Source organism: Gammaproteobacteria bacterium (assembly GCA_013003425.1).
Classification (GTDB): Bacteria; Pseudomonadota; Gammaproteobacteria; order Steroidobacterales; family JABDKV01; genus JABDJB01.
The window spans coordinates 44692-64321 of sequence record JABDJB010000056.1 but is presented as its reverse complement, the minus strand read 5'-3'; the positions used below and the strand labels follow the sequence as shown (position 1 = coordinate 64321).

The window sequence follows — 19630 nt, the reverse complement described above, 5'->3', positions numbered from 1 at the left end:
ATAGGTCGCCCAAAGGAGGTCTGCCCATGCGTATAAATTGCCTGTTGCTGTCATTGCTGCTCGGTGCCTGTACGACGATGGCGCCACCGGACATCCACCGCACCCCGTTACCGGTGCTGGATAACACCTGGTACCTCGAGGCGCGGGCCGACCTGCAGGCAGCTTTGAAACGCAGCGTGCCGGCGCGTGCGCAAAACGTCATTCTCTTCGTCGGCGACGGCATGAGCCTGGCGACTGTGACGGCGGCACGGATCAGGCAGGGCCAGCTCGCCGGCAACAGCGGCGAGGAGAATCGCCTGTCGTTCGAGCAGTTCCCCTACGTCGCACTGGCCAAAACCTACAACACCAACGCCCAGGTGCCCGATTCAGCAGGCACGGCGACCGCAATGCTCAGCGGTGTAAAAACCCAGATTGGCGTCGTCGGTGTCGATGACCGTGTGCGGCGTGGTGACTGCACCAGCGTGGCCGGCAGCTCGGTTCCCTCCCTGCTGGAGCATGCCGAAGATGCCGGTATGGCAACCGGCGTGGTCACGACGACGAGAATCACGCATGCGACCCCGGCCGCCGCCTTTGCTCACGTGGCCGAGCGCGGCTGGGAATCACTCGCGACACCCGACTGCCCCGGGATCGCCGCGCAGCTTATTGCGTTTACTCATGGCGACACGCCGGAAGTCGTGATGGGCGGGGGCCGCTCCAATTTCATGCCGCTAAATACTGCCGACCCGGAGTATCCCGATCGCAGCGGGCGGCGCGACGACGGCCGCGACCTTATTTCTGAGTGGCAGCAGCGTCACGGCGATCGTGCCGCCTACGTCTGGAACAAGGGCCAGTTTGACGGGCTGGACCTGTCGCGTCATGACCGGGTGCTGGCCCTGTTCGAGCCCTCGCACATGCAATACGAAGCTGATCGTGACGACAGTGCCGCAGGCGAGCCATCGCTGTCCGACATGGTCACCACGGCTGTGAAGATGCTGCAGAAATCGGAGCGCGGCTTTTTCCTGCTGGTGGAGGGCGGCCGCATCGATCATGCCCATCATGGCAGCAACGCCTACCGCGCCCTGCATGACACCATTGCCATGGCTGACGCGGTGGCAGCGGCACGCAATCTTACAAGCGCGGACGATACGCTGATTGTGGTAACCGCCGATCATGGTCACGTGATGGAAATTGCCGGCTACCCTTACCGTGGCAACCCGATCCTGGGCAAAGTCGTCAGCATCGCGGCGGATGGCGGCAAATCGGCCGAATACGCCCGCGACGCCAGCGGCAAGCCTTATACAACCCTGGTTTACGGCAACGGGCCCGGACACGTGGCACCGTCCGACAAGCAGCCGGAGGGCGTCAAGAAACACCCTCACTCCGGCTCGCAGCATGGCGCAATAACCGGCGGCCGACCCGACCTGACAACAGTCGACACGGAACACCTCGACTACCTGCAGGAAAGCGCGGTACCGCTGAGCTATGAAACGCACTCGGGCACAGATGTTGCAATCTATGCCGATGGTCCCGGTGCGTGGCTGTTCCAGGGCGTGCACGAACAACACTACATCTTTCATGTAATGGCCTATGCGCTGTTTGGCCATAATTAAGTCAGCCCTGCCGGGGTTCGGGCGCCTGCTGTCGCGAGACACCATTGACCGGCAAGTTGCCTGGCTGGCACAGCAATGAGCCGGCACATTGCCGTACTGACCACTTCGCGTGCCGACTTTTCCCACCTGCGGTGGCCACTGCAGCGGATCATTGAGCATCCGGGGCTCAACGCGGAACTGATCGTCAGCGGCGCCCACCTGTCATCCGAATTCGGCTACAGCATCGATGAAATTCGCGCTGCAGGGTTCACGGTCGATCACGTCAATGAGAACCTGCTCAGCTCGGACAGCGACGTCGGCATGGCCAAAACCATAGGCCTCGCAACCCTGGGGCTGGCTGACCTGTTCAGCCAGATCCGGCCCGATGTGCTACTGCTGATAGCCGACCGCTACGAGCTGCTGGCGCCTGCTGCGGCAGCGCTTGCACTGCGCATTCCCATCGCGCATATCGAGGGTGGCGAAATCAGTACGGGTGCGATTGACGATGCTGTACGTAACGCCATTACCAAAATGGCGCACCTGCACTTCACGCCCACGGATGTCGCCCGCCAGCGAGTCATCGCCATGGGCGAGGAAGCCTGGCGCGTACACGCAACCGGTGCTCCGTCGCTCGATACGCTGCGCAACCAGGTTTTGCTCACCCGCGACCAGCTTGAGGGCCAGCTCGGTTGCAGGCTGGAAGAAGCACTCAGCCTTGTTGCACTACACCCCGTGACGCTTCTTGAAGATACTCTGGCCGAGGCGCCTGCCGTTTTTTCCGCGCTCGAACAACTGGACCGCCAGCTGCTGTTCTGCTTTCCCAATGCCGACGCCGGCAGCCGGCAGCTGATCACACAAGCGCGGGATTTTTGTGCAAAACGCGACAATGCCCAGGTGTTTGTCAACCTGGCGCCGCACATTTACTGGAGCCTGCTGGCCCAAAGTGAGCTGCTTGTCGGTAATTCGTCGAGCGGCATCATGGAGGCGCCCGCGCTGAAAATTCCGGTAGTGAATATCGGCATCAGGCAGCAGGGGCGACTGCGGGCGGCAAACGTCATCGACACTCCGGCAGACACCGCCGCAATCCTCGCTGCAGTTGCACGCGCTGACAGCGAAGCGTTCCGTGCCGGGCTGGCGCAGATGGAAAACCCCTATGGCGATGGCTGCGCCGGAGAGCGCATAGCGCAGATACTCGCGGACGCCCCGCCGCGTGACAAGCTCCTTGGCAAGCGCGCCCTGCCCCTGAAAACCAGCGCCGAAGGCGGGTATTTTTTCAGCTCCGGCACAACACCCGCCAATGACGCCGGCTGAAATCCATGTCCCGTGGAACAGGCCGCAAATTGATTTGTTTTTCCAGCGCAGCCCGGTAACCTTGGGCCGGGCTCACGTTGCCCACCGGCCGTCACCGCCGCGTGGCGCAGTCACAGCCATTGCTCATCGCCCGACGGCGACGCAATATTCCGCTTTCGCCAGCTGCTGGCTGACACCGGATCTTCTCACTGCATGACAAACAAGAACGACGTCAGGACGGCAATACGGCTGCATCGAAATGGCCGGTTGCAGGCAGCCCACGAGGTCTATCGTGAGCTCCTGGACGCGACACCTGATAATGCGCGGCTACTGTCGCTGTTTGGCCAGCTGGAAATCCAGATGGGGCGATTTGATACGGCGATTGAAAAGCTGCAGGAAGCGGCCCGGCTGGCGCCGGATGACCAGCGCATCGCGCTTACCCTGGCACGGGGCCTGGCCACCAGCAGCCAGCATGACGAAGCGCTCAGCATTGTCCATCGCCTGCTGTCACAGGATGATACGTCGGCTGATGCGTGGTGCACGCTTGCCGCCGTGCACCGTTACCGCAGCGACCATCTCAATGAGATGGCCGCGCTGGAACGGGCCACCGAACTGGCACCGGACGACATCGCCGCGCTGATCGCTCGCGCCAACGCCGAGGCTGCCAACGATTTACTCGACCGCGCCCTGCAGACCCTGCGCACCGCAGCCCGCAAAGCACCCAGGAATGCGCGCGTAGCGAACAATCTCGGGGCCCTGTACCTGCGTCGCAATAACCTGCCTGCAGCGACTGCTGAACTGCATCGGGCATTGAAAATTTCACCGGAATACGCGATTGCTGCAAGCAACCTGGCAACAGCGCAGCATCGCAGCGGCCACCTCGATGCCGCAAGGCAAACGGCCGAGCGGGCGCTGCAGCTCGCACCCGGCAACGCCGATGCGCGCCGCGAACTGGCGTCGGTACTGATGGCACAGGGCGACCTCGCCGGCGCGGAGTCCGCTGTCAAGGCGGGACTGGAACGCCAGCCGGCCGACCAGGGCCTGCTGGCAGCCCTGGCTGAGCTGCGCGACCGGCAGGGTCGTGCCGAAGAAGGCATGCAGTTGATAGCCGATGTGGTTGCCTCCGACCAGGCCACGCCGGACATCCGGCTTGCCGGCGCGACGCTGGCCAAACGTATCGGGCGGCGCGAAGCCGCGCTGGGGATGCTGGCGCCCCTGCTCGACAGCAGCGGCGACCCTCTGTTTACGCTGGGGCGTAACACGCGGCGGCGGCTGTCCTTTCTGCTCGGTGAAATAAACGACGCCGGTGCGGACTACAGCCGTGCCATTCGTTACTTCGACGTTGCCAACATGATCCTCAAGCCGGATTACGATATCGACAAGCTTTACGCACGGGTGGACGAGATTATCCGTGTCTTCGATGCTGCCCGGCTCGAAGCGCGTGACGCGCCCGAACGGCGGCCACGTCGCGTGTTTGTCGTCGGCATGCCGCGCAGCGGTACCGGCCTGGTCGATGCCATGTTGCAGCGCCATCCCGCAATTCATTCATGTGGCGAGCTGCCACTGGTCGCAGGGCTGGTCAACGCGACTGATGATTTCCCGCATGGCTTTGCCGAGCTTGATGATACTCAGCTGGAGCGACTCGCTGACCGCTATTGTTCAGAAACAGCAGCAGCCCCGGACATCGAATGCATGACCGACAATATGCCGCTAAATTTCTTTTATCTTGGTGCCATCGCTAAAATGATGCCGGATGCGCTGTTCATCAGCTGCGTTCGTCATCCGGCCGATACCGTGTTGTCCTGCTATTTTCAGAATTTCCTCGATCCTGCGCTGGCGTTCAGTTTCGATCTCGACAGCACCGGCCACTACTGGCGCAATTATCACCGCCTCATGCGTCACTGGCAGGAGCATCTGTCCGATATGATCGTCGAAATCCAGTATGAAGAAGTGGTGGCCAGCGCCGAAGCGACCATGCAACCGGTGATCGAAAAACTCGGCCTGGATTGGGATGCGCAAATACTGCAGCCACACGAGTCAGCTCGTTATGGCAGCGGTTCTCATACCCGGATCCGCGAACCGATTCACAGCCGCTCTATAGGCCGTTTTGCGCGGTACCGCCCTTTCCTGGGAGAGCGGGCAGAGCCGCTGCAGAACCTCGAATAGCCCGCCCTAGTAAGCGCTGCTGCCAGCCGGTGTGACCAGGTACTGGACATTGGCCGGCCGGGGCTCAATGAGCTGTTCCGTCCCGTCGGGCCACAAAATACGGATTGCGGCGCTGCCAGCATCCCCCAGACCAAAGGTCAACGGCAACTCAACCTGTGACAGATAGCTGCGCGCCGGCGCAAGACGCTGGCGTTGTTTTCCGCCGCCCGCCTCGATTTCGACCAGTGCGCCTATGGCATCACCGTTCGCTCCCGGCATGTTCAGCTGCAGGCGAATCCAGTTATTGCCGGTTTGCTGGTCATTGCGCAGCAGCAGCGGTCTGCGCCCGGTCTGGGTGATCAGCACATCGAGATCGCCGTCGCCGTCAATATCAGCGTATGCAGCGCCCCGCCCGACCACCGGCTGGTGCAGGTCGCCGGCTGAATCGACCGGCACGAACGGTCGCGGACAATCAACACCGCAATTCCAGAACAGCTGAGTTGGCTGTTCGTAATTCTGGCTTGGCTGAACGGTGTTGATTTCGTTCTCGACATGACCGTTGGTCTGCAGCAGGTCTGGCTGACCGTCCAGGTCATAGTCGAAAAAGAACACACCGAAGCTGAGCGCGCGACGGCTGGCCGGGCCGATCCCGGACACGATCGCCTCGTCGGTAAACAAACTGCTGCCACCTTGCGCAACATAGAATGACGTCATCTCGTTGGCGAAGTTGCCAATAGCGATGCCGATATCCTCGTCGTTGGTAAACCATGCCGCGTCGACACCCATTGCGCCCGTTGCGCTGCCACTGTTGTCATAGGCCACGCCCACCGTCGCCCCGGTTTCGCTGAACGTCCCGTCGGTGTTGTTGCGAAACAGGAAGTTCTGCACGGTGTCATTTGCGACCAGCACGTCGAGCCAGCCATCCGCGTCCACGTCCAGCAGGCAAACCGCCAGGCCCTTACCCATTGGCAGGCCGGTTGCCGGGTTATTGACCTCGATGCCGGCAGCCGCGCTGACATCGGTAAAACTGTCACCATCATTGCGGAACAACAACGAATTGGTACCGCCATAGTTGGTTGGCGGGCCATAGGCACGCCCGAGGCCCGTCAGCCGGTAGTCGACCTCGAAGTCAATCTCGCGTGACCATGCCACATAGTTGGCGACAAACAGATCCAGATCGCCGTCGCGATCGTAGTCGAGAAATGCGGCGCTGCTGCTCCAGTCGTCATCACCACCGGCCACACCAGCCTGCGCGGTCACATCGACGAAACCTCGCCCCTCGATATTGCGCAACAGCCGGTTCTTTCCCACCGCGGCGATAAATATGTCACGCCAGCCGTCACCATCGTAATCTGCTGCCGCAACACCGACGCCATAGACCGGCTGATCCAGGCCAGATCCGGCAGTGACATCGGTAAAGCTGCCACTGCCGTCGTTGCGGTAAAGCACCGGCGTGCTTTCCGGATTGCCCTGCCAGGGCCACTCGCTCGCATTAATCAGCAACAGATCGGCATCACCGTCATTGTCGTAATCAAAAAATGCAGCCCCGCTGCCCATGGTCTCCGGCAGCAGGCGTTCGCCGTAGGCGCCGTTGCTGTGAACGAAATCGATGCCAGCTTCGATAGTGATGTCGGTGAATTTCACCGGTGGCGGCACCCGGTCTGCAACGACCTGGCTCTCGGGCCCGGTCACCGCGGTGTCCACAACAGCCTCCTGCTGCTGTTCGCGGCTGAGAAAAAACCATGCCAGCGCCGCAACCGCCGCAACCAGCGCAATGGCGTAAAACGACAGGCGTAACGCCCGCCCGATTACGGCATCGTCCTCCTCAACGTACTGATCTTCGTTGTTATCGCCGCTCATCGACTCGCACCCTGCTTTCCTGCTGCTGGCGCGAGATCATATATGACAACCGCATCGGCGGCATGGTCTGCGTTCGGATCGCGGCTGCGGGCCAGGGCAATGGCGCGATCACGCGCGTTATCGTCCGGCTTATATTTGGCGTGCAGCTCGCGGTGCTTCGCAGCAGCTTCTGATCTGCCGCTGGCCGCATGCACCTGGGACAGCCCGTAATGGGCGGTAGTATTTTCCGGATCGACAGCCAGCGCCGCCTCGTACCACCGCTGGGCCTCCGCCAACAGCTCCGTACGTTTACTCTCGCGCGCCCCGCCACGCTCCAGCCTGGCACGTTCAAACAATGTCTCGGCCAACTGGTTCAGCAGTCGATAATCGCGACTGAAATCGAAGCCGCGTGCCTGTGCCTCGGTAAACTGCGTTTCGACCAGCGCCTTGAACCCCTCGATCGCTTCGTCGAGAAAGCCGTTCTGCTTGTTTACCAGCGAGGTAAACCACAAAACCGTCCATGGATAAGCCGGTGATTTGGCGGTTGAAGCACGCCGAAGTGCGGCAACAGCGTCATCCAGCCGACCTTCGCGCAGATAAACCCGTGCCAGATTCAAGGCGCCATCGGCGCGGCCCAGACGCTCGACTTCGCGAAATGCGTCTTCCGCCTGGCGCAGCTGGCCCGCGCCGCGCTTGCGCAGCAGACCGATGCCGTAATCGTTCCAGCGCAGCCATTGCGGAATGGCTGTTTCTGACTCAGCCCCGCCTGCCTCTGCAACCGGTAATACGACCGTATCCGTTGCAATATTGACTACCGGCAGGTCGTTTCGCACGAAACTTTCACCCTGGAAGTGACGCATGTAGGTCGTATCAAACTTGCGATACTTCAGCCCAACTTCAAGCTGCAGCTGGCCGCTGGCATCCTCCGGTACCGTGAAGCGATAGTGAACGACGTCAGCAGCTCCGGGGGGAATCTGGTTGTTGTAGAGCGTCGTGAAGATATCTTCGGCATTGCGCTGGTCAATACGATTACCGTCACGATCGATTACGTATGCGTTCACAAAGTGAGCACGCGGATCGACCTGTCCATCATTACTGACATACTGGCCGCTGTTTGCGACCGGGCCGGTATCACCCTTTACGTCGACCGCCAGCCAAATTTCGTTCGAGTCTGCCGTGCCCTGGGTAAACAGGTGACCCAGTGTCAGGGTGCGCACCACAACTTCGAGCAGGTAGGTCTCGCCGGGTATCAGCGCCGGCAGCTGCGGCCGTATTGGCGCGAGCAGCTCGCCATCGATGGTACCGCCGCGTCGCAGCCCGAAGATATCCACGCGCAGTGAGTCTTCCAGAAAATCGCGGTGTGCATCGATGACTTCCTGCGGCATGCCAAGCAGGTACGGGATTGCCGTGTTGGCACTGGGGAACTGGTGATCATGAATCTTCAGCTCATCCGACTCGTCGAGGTATCGCGCGCCAAAATCCTGTGACGCCTGCAGCGGCATATGACAGCCGTTGCAATTGCGCTGTGGTTTGTCGGGATAGTAAAAACTGCTGACGCCGACACCTGATACCCCACTGAGCAACCATGCGTCGTAGTGATTCTGCCCGCGCAGCCATTTGTAGCCGTTGAGCTCCTCGGGCAGGTGCACCTTGTGGCAGCCGGCGCAGAACTCGGCCGACCGGTGCAGCGGCTTGAGGAAACTGCGTTTGTGGAACTCCGGCTTTGATTTGACCAGGAAGCGGTTGGTCCACTGCAGCAACGGATTGTCGCTATCCATGAACGGGTAATGCAGCGGTTCTTCGATTGTGTAGTCACCGTTACCACGCTGGGAATTGACATGCGTGATGGCATGACACGCGGTACAGGTGATACCGGCCTGTGACGTCGGGTGATTAACGTCGTCGAACTGCGGGTCGTCGAACGCACCGGAAAAGAACGGCACCGGGTCATGACAGGCCGCACAGAAACGCGCGGCCCGCACGTTGCCGTCGCGCTGCAGCGCGAATTCACGCGTGTTGCGCACGCTGAAAAGGTAAGCAGGGTTATTGAATGAGGCAAACCGGTGCACGGAATACGACCATTGCCGGTGCGTGTCTTCGTGGCATTCGACACAGTAGTCGTCGCGCATCATGGTTTCGGCCGGGATAAAATTGCCGGTTGCGGTGCGTGCCAGTGACGGGAAGAAATACTTTTCGCCCTCGACCGGCCCGGCCACATTCCACTGCCGCGGATCCTGCGCCTGGAAATACATGGCAATCGCCGACAACAGCACGGCACCTGCGGCAACTGCGCCGCCGATACGCCATTTGATCGGCACGCCGGCCAGCCGGTGCAGGATGAACAGCCATGCCGCAACCAGCGGAGTGATGACATGAATCCAGTACGAGGCCTCACGCGCCTGTGGATCGCGGACCTCGATCCACGGGATACCGCGGGTCAGCACCAGGCCACTGATCACCAGGATGATAGCCACGATGAACAACGCGTAACCGACCTTGACCGCCCGGCGGTTGGGCCGTCCGTGGGCATTTTTTATATGTATCGCCCCGTACGCGATCAGTGGCACGATCAGCACCAGACCAAGCACCAGGTGACCAAGAAACATGTACTGGTAAAAGTAGTTCTGGTAGGTCGCGCCGGTCGACCACTCGAGTATCGAAATCGATGTCAGGTAGACCGCATTGACGGCCAGCAGCGCGAACAGGCCGAACACGACATACAGCAGTTTACGCAGGCGTGGACCTACGGCCGGGACATAGCGGCGTCTTTTCCGAGCCATCAGCGGCCTCCCTGGTAGCGAGTGTGGAAACGGCGGTGCAACTCATCGCGGGCCTTGTCAGCGCCGCTGGCGGCATCCCGCAACGGCAGCGGCCCTACCGCACCGCCGTCTTGTGTATAAAGATCCATATCTTTCGCCCAGCCACGCACTTCCAGCACGTAGTGACGCCGGTAACCGTCCGGCGGTGGCGGTTCGGCAGCGAAAGCAAACTCGATTTCTTCGCCGGGCCCGATAACTGCCACGGCATCGTCGGTGCGTTGTACCAGTTCGGTCACGACGCCGAAGGCCGAATAGAGACCGCGTGGATAACGCGTATCCCAGAAGGTATCGCGACTGGAGTAATCATAGTCCGGCAGCCGCTGTGCCGCGGTCGTGCGACGCGCAAAACCACTGAGCAACTGGCGTGCGTACAGCGGTGCACTGGAGCTTTGTGACGGCCGGGCGCTTTGCGTGTGGGCAACGGCAATACGGTCCCAGTACACCTCGAGGTTTGTGCGCAAACGCAGACGCATGGTTCCCTGCGGGAGGTCGCGCAACGGCAGCGCCATGCGCCGCGGCATCCCGGCGGGGTAGCCGAACTGCGGGTACACGCTGTGCCAGCGACCGTCGCCGCCGTATGCTTCCAGCGATGGTGCCCGGTAGTGTTCGTCAGCCTGCCAGGCGGCAAACACGGTCTGTGAATAGGGGTATTCGACCCAGCCGTCCACGACAAGCACCGGCGTTCCGGTGCGCGCATCCAGCGGCTCCGCAAACTCCAGCGTCAGCTCATGCTCGCCGGCCAGCCGGCCGATATAGCGGCGGTCCAGCGCGCCGACCGGCGCCGCTTCGCGATCCGCAGCCGTGATTGTCCGGGTTACATCCTCGCCACGTTCATTGGTCGCCTGCAGAGGCAACAGCTCACTGGTGTAAAAAAGAGGCTCGCCGGTAGCCGGTGGGCCGGCGATAACCATGCGCTCATCCATGACTATGGATTGCGCTTCCGCCAGGTCGTAATGGTGCAGCCGAACAGAGTCGATGTAGGCCAGCTCCTCCATCGGCTCGGTCAGCTTGAACACCAGCTGACCGTCTTTGGGTTGCAGCAGGCCGTCCGGCAGCAGCAGGTACTCCCACGGCCGCGGCGTTGCTGCAACACCGGGCTCGACAAAAAACCCGATGCCACCAACACCCAGCAGATCGGTGACGAAACGGTAAGCTTCGCCATCCCAGGCAAACAGCACCGGACAACTCGACAGCTGTCGCTGCGTTTCTTCGATCGCGTGCAGTTTTCCCGCAGCCAGGTCCAGCTCGGTCTGGAACACCCCGTCTGACCAGGTCAGCGCGACATAGTCAGCTGATGCCGTGCCACCGGTGCCCAGCAGCAACGGCTGCAGCGACTGGCCGGGGGCGGAATTTCGATCGAGCATGTCCGCGATCGTCCAGCGCGAGCCGACGCGCAGCTCGACATGCGTGCCTGTGCCATCACGATTCGAGCGCATCGAATCGGCCTTTTCCTCTTTCCCACTGAAGCTGAATGCAATAAAGGGGTAACGGCCTGAAGCCGGTGGATACGCGAGCAGCGTGCCGTCGCCCAGCGCCATGATCACATCCGGCCCGTTGGCACCACTGAAGTAGACCGGCAGCACCGTTACAAGGTTGCCGCTGAGCACATTTTCCTGCTTCATCACGCGACCGTCTGCCAGGGCCGTGGCGGACCAGCTGCTGCTGTCGAAACGCAGCAAGTCGAGCTCGCCATCGCCATCAAAGTCGGCAAGATCAAGACCCGCCCACGGTCCCGCATCGAGCACTGACTCGGCACTCGCGGCGTCCCAGGCCGGCCAGCGCGACATGGCGCCAATGGAATTCATGGTAATCAGCTCAGCGCGACCATCTGTATCAGTGTCGCCAATCGTGGCGGCTACGGCTTCCGCGGCGGCAAATGCCAGCCCTTCCGCCGGCCGGTATTGCCACAGCCGGTCGTTGAGATACACCTCGTGTGGTGGCTCATTCTTTATTACCACCAGGTCGAGATCGCGGTCGTTATCCAGGTCGCCGGCCAGCGCCTGTCTCGAGCCAGCGCGACCGGCAATACCGTACTCGGCCGCCAGCGGCCTGAACGAGCCATTGCCGTTGTTGTTGTAAAGCTCGTTCGGTCCGTCGCGGTTCACCAGGAAGATGTCAAGATCGCCGTCATGATCCGCATCGATCATCTGTACGTCGGCGCAATCGAAGCTTTCGTTCGCGGTGGCGGTTGCCGCGGTAATGTCGCTCCAGTTACCGGGTGTTGCCTGGCGCCACAGCTGGTTGGGGCCGCTGCGGCAAAAATAGACATCGACCAGCCCATCATTGTCGAAATCACCCCACGCGGCAGCATTGACCAGCGTTATTGCCGATAGCGGATGCATCGCAACGCTGTCTGCTGCGCTGCCCATCACAAAAGCGCCGGCCTGTCCGTCGCCGACGCGGGAAATGTACAGGTCCTGGCGCCCGTCGGCGTCGATATCGACCGTGGTCATCGCGCTGCGCAGATCAAGTGCAGGCAGTCGCGCCAGGCCGACGGGGGGACCAAACACATCACCGGCTGGCGGCTCAGGCATGTCGGCCTCTGCGCGCGGAAAAGCAATGGCCGTACCTTTTGGCCCCATCCGTGTGTACTTGAACTCGGCCAGCCGTGCACGCGGGTTGTTTTCAAAGCGCTGGTAGTCCTGCAGCAGGCTGGCAGCCTCGTCCCCGCTGCCGGCACGACGCAGCGCCAGGGCGGCACCGTAATAGGCACTACGCAGATAGGGATCGAGCTGCATCGCTCGACGATACTGCTCTACCGCCGCATCGACATCGCCAAGCTGGATCAGCGACTGGCCCAGGTAGTACGCCGCGTAGGCATCATCCGCATCGTCCGCCACGACCTTGCGAAAATGCGCTGCGGCGGTTTCTGCTTCGCCCAGGTACAACCGCAGCAGGCCGCTGACATAGTGCGCCCGCAGATGATCGGGATCAGATTCCAGCACCTGTTCGGCAAGCTCCAGGGCGCGCGCTTCATCACCCTCGCTCTGGCGATTGAGGGTGGCAATCGCAAGGTTGATGCGGGCCTCGTGCCAGCCGGGTTGCTGATTCACCAGCGCATCGAAAACATCACGCGCCGCGGCGTAGTCAAAATATCCCATCAGCGCGACACCGCGGTTGTTCGCGGTTATGTCGGCATCCGTCAGCTCGAGTGGTTGTGGTGACTGGCCGCATCCGGCGACAAGAACCACGAGAAAAACCAGGCTAGTTCGCATCATTCATCACCCGTGAGCCTGCGCTTGGCTTCTGCAATGCGCTTGCGCAACCCCTGTTCGTCAATACCCGTTTCGCCACCCCGGGGCAGGCGACTGGTATCCATGTAATCGTGTATTTCGGTACGCAGGTGGGCGCGCATGTCGTGCCCGCCGCGCCGCTGTCGCTCGCCGCGCAGCCGTGCAATATCGATGGGCGCAACCACCACTTTTTCGCCGGGCCCGGGATCGGCCTGGGCAAGTATACGGCCATCGTAGTCGACAACCATGCTGCCGCCCGGCCAGGAAAACGGCGGGTAGTTGTTCATTGCCGCACCCTGGTTGGCAGCCACAACATACGCTGTGTTTTCCAGCGCCCGCGTGCGATTGACCAGGGTCCACCAGTTCATCGGCTCGGCCGTACCCCACGGGTCCATGTAGGCCGAAACCCGGATCAGTACTTCAGCACCGTTGAAAGCCAGCTGCCGAATGGTTTCCGGAAACAGCCAGTCATAGCAGATTGCCACCCCGATGCGGCCCAGCTCGGTGTCGGCAACCGGAAACGGGTCGTAAGGATAGTCGTCAATATCGTGCGGACTGCTGTGCACTTCCCACGGTATCCACGGGTTGACCTTGCGATACTTGCTCAGCACGCCGCCAGGTCCCACCAGTACCGTCGTGTTAAACACCCGGCCCGGAAAATCCGGATCGCTCTCCAGAAATGTCCCGGTCTGGATGTAGCAGCCATATTTACGCGCCAGCTTTTCATAAACATCGGTGTGCTCGTTTGGCACCGGCACGGCAAGTCGCTTGCGAAGTTCGTCGACGGTCGGGTACGCCGGGACCGTGTGAGCGAACTCGGGAAACGCCAGCAGTCGCACATCGAAAAACGGCTCGTAGCCGACAATCGTCTGTTCGACTATCTCGGCCATCCGGCGGGTGCGCGCAGCGATTTCGGTGCGGTCTGCCGGGGCCGGAAAATCGGTCTGGCAGGCCGCCGCATAATAAGGCGTGTTCATATCACGGCCATTCTATCGAGGTAGACGGCGGACGGCATGTCGTGCATCACTGTTCCGACCGTGTGCCAATCCCTGCCAGCCTGTCGCTGGCATCGGTGACCAGCTCGGCGAGCCCCGCGGCCCTGGCGGCAACGACGGCGCGCCGGTAGGCCGAACGGGCTTCACTGTAATTGCCGGTTTTTTCCAGTGCCTGGCCAAACACCATTAAATAAGAGGCCAGCTGCGGGTGCGGCTGACGGGTCAGCGGGGCAGCCATTTCAACAGCTTCTTCTGCCAGCTGCTTGTCGACCAGTGCGCGCGCCAGCAGGTAGCGGCTCTGGTTATCAAAGGGATCGAGCCCGACTGCACGGCGGTAAGCTGTAATCGCCTCGGCAAGGCGACCGCGGGACTCAAACATCTGGCCGAGGTTGCGGTGTGCCGACGGATAATCCGGATCGATCCGGATCGCCCGCTCCAGCGCCTGCCGTGCCTCGGTTAACTGCCCCTGGCGCATACGCAGCACCGCGATGTTATCAAGTAACTCCGGCGAATCAGGGTCGATCGCCTGCGCAGCTGCAACATGGGCCTCAGCGCGCCCGGTTTCGCCGGTGCCGGCATACGCGGCAATAAGATTGATATGAGCGCGAATGGAGTCGGGATTGGTCTTGAGATGCTTGCGCAGCAGGCTGGCGGATTCATCGGCCCGGCCAACGGCCAGCAGCGCTGCCGCGTGGTCAATTGATCTATCCTGCTGCAAATTCAGCGCGGCAACCCGGGCCAGCACCGGGTCGTTGTCCGGTGGCGCAAACCCCTCGTAGCGCACATGAAGCCGTGAATGCAGGGCGACCTTGTCATAGTCGCCAAGTCGCCGGTAAAGCCGTGTCAGCAAGCGATGCGCATCGCCATAACGATTGCTCAAAGCCAGCGCGGTCAGGAGTTTCCCGGCCGCTGCCTGCGGATCGCGATTCTGCATCAGGAACTGGCCGTAGGCCAGGTGCGCGCGGGCAAATGCGGGATTGCGCTCGAGCACCTCAACGAAGGCCTGGTCTGCAGCCAGCGAGTCACCGCTGGCGCTGAAAAGCTGTGCCAGCCGTAGCCGGGCCGCCGGATAGCCCGGCCGCAGCTCCAGCGCATGTTGCAGCCGGGCAATGGCTTCGCCGTGCCGCCCGAGCGCCGCCAGAACCGTGGCGTGCAGGTAACTCCATTCAAAACGGTCGGAATCGAGCTGCCCGGCCCGCTGATACAGGGCTGCAGCCTCGGCCAGCATGTCGTATGCCTGGCAAATCATGGCGAGCCGCCCGCTGAGGTCGGCATCTTCAGGGTTCGACTGCAAATCTGCGGCCGCGTCGGCAAGCTGGGCAGCCGCGATCGGCCCGAGCCCGGATTTGTCCAGCCGTGGAATTGCCGCCAGTGGCGAAGGTGAAGGACTGCAGCCGCCCAGCACGCCCGCGAGCACCAGCACGCCGAGAACCGTCTGTATTCTTTTCATCTTGGCCTGGTGAGTATGCGCATCAGCATTCTGCCCAATTGCTGCAAACGGCACCAGACCGGCCCGTATTACGTAAAGCGGCGCCAGCACCGCGAGAATGCCAAACCTCTACGAAATGTGACCGAATCGGGCGTTGCCAACCGGCCCGCCTTGTGTAAAATACCGCGCCTGCCCGGTTTGGGCAGATCCGGCAACTGACTTTCAGGAGAGGCGATGGCGACGACATCGACGGCGCGCAAGAAGCGCACCAAGGCCAAGAAGGCAACGAAGACCAAGGCCAAAAAGAAAGTCACCAAAACCGGGGCAAAGAAAACTACGCGCAAGAAAGTTGCGGCGAAGCCGGCTGCCAAAAAGAAGGCTACGGCGAAGAAAAAAACTGCAAAAAAGAAAACCGCAAAAAAGACTGCTGCGAAAAAGACAACTGCGACAAAGACCACCCGGCGCTCGCGCAGCAATGTGATGAGCGGGCCGGGCCTGGGCAGTGCGTACAAGTCGCGAAGCGGGGAAGCCTACATGAGCAAGGCGCAGCTAAAGCACTTCCGCGACAAGCTGCAGACCTGGAAACAGGAAATTCTTGCCGACGTCGGCCAGACAATTAACCATTTGAAGGACGACAGCACTCACCTGGCCGATCCGAACGATCGCGCCACGCAGGAATCCGAGTTTGCACTGGAATTGCGCACCCGCGACCGCGAACTCAAATTGCTGCGCAAGATCAACCAGGCGCTCGCCCGCATCGACGACGGTTCCTATGGCTACTGCGAGGAAACCGGCGAGGAAATAGGGATCGCCCGTCTCGAAATACGCCCGGTGGCTACCCTGTGTGTCGAAGCGCAGGAACGACGTGAACGCGCAGAACGCGGCTACGCCGACTCTCGCTGATTCACCGCCACCGCCTGCTATTCGACGCGGTGGTCGGTCGGCGTTAATGTGAGCGTGATCGTTTAGTCAGCCCGTAGCAGCTATTGACCCGAATACTGATAACCGGCGCATCTGGCCAGGTCGGCTCATCGCTGGCCGCTCATCCGTGGCCCGCCGGCTGGCAGGTGAATGCCACGGATCGCTCAGCGCTTGATATCTGCGCTGCAGCCGCTGTCGACCGCTTTATCGCCGATACCCGTCCCGATATTGTCGTTAACACCGCAGCCTACACGGCAGTCGATCTGGCAGAACAGAACCCGGAGCTGGCCTGCCAGGTCAATCGCGACGGACCGGCGAATCTCGCCCGCGCCTGCGACCGGGTCGGCGCTGCCCTGATCCACCTCTCGACTGACTATGTTTTCGCCGGCACAACTGACAAGCCCTGCACAGAATCGGTACGGCCGGCGCCGCAAACCGCGTACGGCGCCAGCAAGCTCGCCGGTGAGCAGGCGGTAGCCCAACTGCTCGAGCGCCACGTGATATTGCGCCTGAGCTGGGTCTTCAGCGAATACGGCAATAACTTTCTCAAAACCATGCTGCGACTGGCCGGCGAACGATCACGCCTCACGGTGGTTGATGACCAGCATGGCTGCCCTACCTATGCCGGCCACGCGGCTGCAGCAATTGCCCGAATTGCCGGTCGTCTGCAAAAGAACCCTCACTGGGGCACCTTTCACTATTGCGACGGGCCGGCGACGACATGGTTCGGCTTTGCGCGGGAAATCGTGGCCGCTGCGCGCCAGTCGCACAACATAAAAACAACCGAAATTACCCCCGTCACGACGGCTGAGTTCCCGACGCCGGCGCCGCGCCCGCGATATTCGGTACTGGACTGCAGCAAGATCGATGTGGCGTACGGTATTCAGCCGCAACCCTGGGTCGAGGGTATCGCGACATCTTTGCGGGCACTGTCAGCGGCTGGCTGATCTCACGCCGTTTTGCTGCGACCGGACCATTTGTCGAGCGGACGACCCAGCATCCGGGCCAGTTCATCGGCGTCTTTGCGGTAGTAGTCGGTCAGCCGGTCGAGACAATCCTGGCTTACCACGAACTTGCGCTTGAGCAGACGATCCAGCACCTGCCAGCCCGGCGCCAGGAACGGCAGATAGTAGTTGCCGCGTAACGCCACAGTCGACGTAACCCCACGGTTTGAAACCCTGTCTGGATCGATGCGCGCAGCATCCGCCGATACGCCGATAAATGCCGCAGCATCCTGCACCAGCGCCAGCGGATCGCCCTTCACGTCGTCCTCGAATATCCATACCCGAATATGCTCTGACGGAAACAGATCGTAGTAATGCCGTAACTGGCGGCTGTAAAGACCGTTGGACAATATGGCCCAGCGTTCAGCCTCCGCCGCATGACGGCCGAAGAGAATTTCATCCGGGCCAGCCGATACGGGGAAACGCCTGAACCAGAGGTGATGGCGCAGCGCCGAAATGGCGCGCGTTACCGGATCACGCAAAACAAACAGGAGCTTCACTTCCGGCAGCATTTCGCGTATCCGCGCGGCGGCTGGCATACGACTGCCATCGGCTTTTTCTGCCAGCAGGTAATCGGGCGTTTTCTCGCCACACAACTGCTGCTCGGCGGCCTCAGTGAAAAACTGCCGGTACCATTGCTCGCCCCTGGCAAAATAATCGTCACGATCGAAAAAATGCAGTTCACGCGGCGGCACAAACAGCTGCGGATGATGGCCCAGCATTTCTGCCAGCCACGTCGAGCCGGCCTTCTGCGCACCGCCGATGATGAAATCTGGTAAGCGCCCGTTAGTCATGACTTCCTTCTGCAAAAACGCAAAGCAGATCATACAGGTCGCCGCAACTGGTTAACATAATGTCTGCCGAAAAATCGCGTCTATAATCAGGCTAGCGCCGGCCTGTCGATGCCAGCGGGAGAATGAAAATGAAACGCCTTACCTGCCTTATGCTTGCCGTCCTGTTACCCACACTCGCAACTCCCGCCGAACGCGGTAATGGAGATGTTCGCGTGATGACCCGAAACCTCTACGTGGGTGCGGATATTTTCAGGGTCGTCGGCATCACCGATCCCATTGCTATCCTCATGGAAATCGCGGCCGTTTATGACACCGTCGTGCAAACTGATTTTCCTTCACGTGCCGAAGCATTGGCCGATGAGATCGCCAGCACAAATCCGCACCTTGTCGGACTGCAGGAAGTGTCCCTAATCCGTACTCAAACCCCCGGCGATACATTGTTCGGCAACCCTGCCCCGGCCGAGGATGTCGAGTATGATTTTCTTCTGTTGCTCCTCGATGCGCTCATCGCGCGTGGTCTCGACTACGTGGCAGTGGCCAGCGTCGTGAATGCGGATGTCGAGCTGCCACTACTGGGTGGACCGGTAGCCCTGGATGTTCGCCTGACTGATCGCGATGTCATTCTTGCCCGCGCTGATGTCCCGACCATCAATGTCCTGGAACGTAATTTTGACAATTTTGCCAGCCTCGAATTGAGCGGCACGTTTATCCCGTTTTATCGCGGCTACACGGCAGTAGATGCAGTAGTTAACGGACGGCCCTATCGCTTCGTCAATACCCACCTGGAAACCGGTGGAGCATTCGGCGCAGCAACGCAGGCGGCGCAGGCACCGGAGCTGATTACCGAGTTTGCTGATGAACACCTGCCGCTGATCGTGGTTGGCGATTTCAATGCTTCGCCTGAGTCAGCACCGGAGCTGGCTTATGCGCAGCTGACAGGCGCCGGTTATACCGACACCTGGGCGCAGTGGGCGCCGCTCGATGATGGATTTACCTGCTGTCACGTCGAGACACTGGACAACCCGACGCCGGCGCTGACCAGCCGCATCGACATCGTCTTTGCCCGCAACTCCACCACGCCTGCCGTCAATGTGCTGTCCAGCGAGGTGCTGGGCGACGAAGATGGCGACCAGGCTCCCGGCGGACTGTGGCCATCCGACCACGCTGGTGTATTCGCCAGCCTGGACTTTCCTGTTGGTGATTTTGATGACGACGGAATTGACGACCTGGCCGACAACTGCACGCGCGCAGCCAATCTGGCACAACGCGATACCGATAATGATGGCTACGGCAACCTGTGCGATGCGGATTTCAACCAGGATGGCTTCGTCGACCTTCTGGACCTGGTGTACATGCGGCAGAACTTCATGACGGCTGACCCCGATGCCGACCTCGACGGCGACGGTATCGCGGACCTTAATGATGTCGGGGTTTTGCGCACACTCTTCCTGCTGCCGCCAGGACCCGGCCCCGCCGATTACGCAGGCCTGTAGGAGCGACTGTTCCCTGTGGGAGCGGCATCGTGGGAGCGGCATCGTGGGAGCGGCATCCTGCCGCGATTCTTCCTGGAAGCAGCATCCTGCCGCGATCCCC

At 61.1% G+C, this 19630-nt stretch carries 12 protein-coding genes; 6 read left to right on the top strand and 6 right to left on the bottom strand.

Annotated features, from left to right (window positions below):
* Positions 1-26 precede the first annotated feature (26 nt).
* The 3 genes from HKN06_08445 (at position 27) to HKN06_08435 (ending at position 5024) form a co-directional block, all read left to right on the top strand.
* A complete protein-coding gene (locus HKN06_08445) occupies positions 27-1589 on the top strand; it encodes an alkaline phosphatase (protein ID NNF61343.1) in 1563 nt (520 codons plus the stop codon).
* A gap of 75 nt (positions 1590-1664) precedes the next feature.
* The gene (gene neuC, locus HKN06_08440; protein NNF61342.1) at positions 1665-2879 is read left to right on the top strand and encodes a UDP-N-acetylglucosamine 2-epimerase (hydrolyzing); all 1215 of its coding nucleotides are present in this window, start codon (positions 1665-1667) and stop codon (positions 2877-2879) included.
* 192 nt (positions 2880-3071) lie between these two features.
* On the top strand, positions 3072-5024 hold the full coding sequence (locus tag HKN06_08435; GenBank protein NNF61341.1) for a tetratricopeptide repeat protein: 1953 nt from the start codon (positions 3072-3074) through the stop codon (positions 5022-5024).
* Positions 5025-5030: 6 nt separating this feature from the next.
* Here the strand turns inward: HKN06_08435 and HKN06_08430 are convergent, their stop codons facing one another.
* Genes HKN06_08430 through HKN06_08410 form a run of 5 tightly spaced genes read right to left on the bottom strand, consistent with a single transcriptional unit; the run spans position 5031 to position 15339 of the window.
* Positions 5031-6863 carry a CRTAC1 family protein gene (locus HKN06_08430; protein ID NNF61340.1) on the bottom strand — a complete coding sequence of 611 codons (1833 nt, stop codon included), beginning with the start codon at positions 6861-6863 and terminating at the stop codon, positions 5031-5033.
* Positions 6860-9622, bottom strand: coding sequence for a hypothetical protein (locus HKN06_08425; protein ID NNF61339.1), 2763 nt, complete (start codon positions 9620-9622; stop codon positions 6860-6862). The genes HKN06_08430 and HKN06_08425 overlap by 4 nt, the downstream gene beginning before the upstream one ends.
* On the bottom strand, positions 9622-12879 hold the full coding sequence (locus HKN06_08420; protein ID NNF61338.1) for a tetratricopeptide repeat protein: 3258 nt from the start codon (positions 12877-12879) through the stop codon (positions 9622-9624). The genes HKN06_08425 and HKN06_08420 overlap by 1 nt, the downstream gene beginning before the upstream one ends.
* Positions 12876-13871 (bottom strand): nitrilase, encoded by a 996-nt coding sequence (locus HKN06_08415; GenBank protein NNF61337.1) that lies wholly within the window; start codon positions 13869-13871, stop codon positions 12876-12878. The genes HKN06_08420 and HKN06_08415 overlap by 4 nt, the downstream gene beginning before the upstream one ends.
* Positions 13872-13917: 46 nt before the next feature.
* Positions 13918-15339, bottom strand: coding sequence for a tetratricopeptide repeat protein (locus HKN06_08410; protein ID NNF61336.1), 1422 nt, complete (start codon positions 15337-15339; stop codon positions 13918-13920).
* A 213-nt stretch (positions 15340-15552) separates the two neighbouring features.
* Between HKN06_08410 and dksA the strand changes: the two genes are divergently transcribed.
* Together dksA and rfbD are read left to right on the top strand one after the other, a co-directional pair.
* Positions 15553-16221: an RNA polymerase-binding protein DksA gene (gene dksA / locus HKN06_08405; protein NNF61335.1), complete on the top strand. Its 669-nt coding sequence runs from the start codon at positions 15553-15555 to the stop codon at positions 16219-16221.
* 83 nt (positions 16222-16304) lie between these two features.
* Positions 16305-17186 carry a dTDP-4-dehydrorhamnose reductase gene (gene rfbD, locus HKN06_08400; protein NNF61334.1) on the top strand — a complete coding sequence of 294 codons (882 nt, stop codon included), beginning with the start codon at positions 16305-16307 and terminating at the stop codon, positions 17184-17186.
* Between the two features lie 2 nt (positions 17187-17188).
* On the opposite strand, the gene HKN06_08395 is transcribed toward rfbD, so the two are convergent.
* Positions 17189-18037 carry a sulfotransferase gene (locus HKN06_08395; protein ID NNF61333.1) on the bottom strand — a complete coding sequence of 283 codons (849 nt, stop codon included), beginning with the start codon at positions 18035-18037 and terminating at the stop codon, positions 17189-17191.
* A 128-nt stretch (positions 18038-18165) separates the two neighbouring features.
* Here HKN06_08395 and HKN06_08390 point away from each other — a divergent pair, with 128 nt between their 5' ends.
* The gene (locus HKN06_08390) at positions 18166-19530 is read left to right on the top strand and encodes a hypothetical protein (protein NNF61332.1); all 1365 of its coding nucleotides are present in this window, start codon (positions 18166-18168) and stop codon (positions 19528-19530) included.
* Positions 19531-19630: the final 100 nt, after the last annotated feature.

Coding starts and splice junctions, on each gene's coding strand:
- HKN06_08445 (NNF61343.1), top strand. CDS start 27: ATGCGTATAAATTGCCTGTTGCTGTCATTGCTGCTCGGTGCCTGTACG.
- dksA (NNF61335.1), top strand. CDS start 15,553: ATGGCGACGACATCGACGGCGCGCAAGAAGCGCACCAAGGCCAAGAAG.
- neuC (NNF61342.1), top strand. CDS start 1,665: ATGAGCCGGCACATTGCCGTACTGACCACTTCGCGTGCCGACTTTTCC.
- HKN06_08395 (NNF61333.1), bottom strand. CDS start 18,037: ATGACTAACGGGCGCTTACCAGATTTCATCATCGGCGGTGCGCAGAAG.
- HKN06_08390 (NNF61332.1), top strand. CDS start 18,166: ATGAAACGCCTTACCTGCCTTATGCTTGCCGTCCTGTTACCCACACTC.
- HKN06_08430 (NNF61340.1), bottom strand. CDS start 6,863: ATGAGCGGCGATAACAACGAAGATCAGTACGTTGAGGAGGACGATGCC.
- HKN06_08425 (NNF61339.1), bottom strand. CDS start 9,622: ATGGCTCGGAAAAGACGCCGCTATGTCCCGGCCGTAGGTCCACGCCTG.
- HKN06_08410 (NNF61336.1), bottom strand. CDS start 15,339: ATGAAAAGAATACAGACGGTTCTCGGCGTGCTGGTGCTCGCGGGCGTG.
- HKN06_08415 (NNF61337.1), bottom strand. CDS start 13,871: ATGAACACGCCTTATTATGCGGCGGCCTGCCAGACCGATTTTCCGGCC.
- HKN06_08435 (NNF61341.1), top strand. CDS start 3,072: ATGACAAACAAGAACGACGTCAGGACGGCAATACGGCTGCATCGAAAT.
- HKN06_08420 (NNF61338.1), bottom strand. CDS start 12,879: ATGATGCGAACTAGCCTGGTTTTTCTCGTGGTTCTTGTCGCCGGATGC.